The sequence below is a fragment of the Pseudomonas sp. WS 5411 genome, from assembly GCF_012985595.1.
GTDB lineage: Bacteria > Pseudomonadota > Gammaproteobacteria > Pseudomonadales > Pseudomonadaceae > Aquipseudomonas > Aquipseudomonas shahriarae.
In genome coordinates this window covers 1-720 of record NZ_JAARMC010000061.1, presented here as the reverse complement: position 1 = coordinate 720, position 720 = coordinate 1, and the positions used below count along the sequence as shown (strand labels likewise).

Annotated in this window: 1 protein-coding gene; it reads left to right on the top strand. The window is 56.4% G+C overall.

All coding sequences use genetic code 11. From position 1 onward, the window contains the following. A partial coding sequence (locus HBR93_RS26755; protein WP_346266863.1) for an immunoglobulin-like domain-containing protein occupies positions 1-720 on the top strand: 720 nt, incomplete at both ends.

Sequence of the window (720 nt, the reverse complement as noted above, 5' to 3'; positions counted from 1 at the left end):
CCCTGACCGCGCCAAGCGCCGTCAACGAAGGCGGCACCATCACCTACACCGCCACCTTGAGCAACAAGGCTGACACTGACGTCACCTTGACCCTCGATAACAAGCAAACCATCACCATCAAGGCCGGTGAGACCGTCGGTACCGTCACCGTTGATGCTCCAGGCGATGACGTGTTCGTCGACAAGAGCACCCAGACCGTCAAGATCACTGGCACCGACGGCGGCAACTTCGAGAAACTCGTGGTTGCAGGCAACGGCGCAACGACGCAAATCAACGACACCATCGACAAGGTCGATGTGGTCCTGACCGCCACTAAAACTGTGGGCGAAGGCGGCGAGATCGTTTACACCGCCACACTTGTGGATAAAAACGGTGCGCCAGTAACTAACATCACCAACCCTGTGACTGTGACCCTGGATAACAACCAGGTCATCACCATTGGTGTGAACCAGTCGAGCGGTACTGTTTCGGTTGTGGCACCGGATGATGTGTACAAAGGCGACCAGACTGTTACTACCGGCATCAAGGAAGTAACTGGTGGCACGCACTTTGAGAACCTGGTTCCAGGTACCGATAAAGTCACCACGACTGTTACTGATACCCCAGGTACCGATAACACCACCACCGTCACCCTGACCGCGCCAAGCGCCGTCAACGAAGGCGGCACCATCACCTACACCGCCACCTTGAGCAACAAGGCTGACACTGACGTCACCTTGA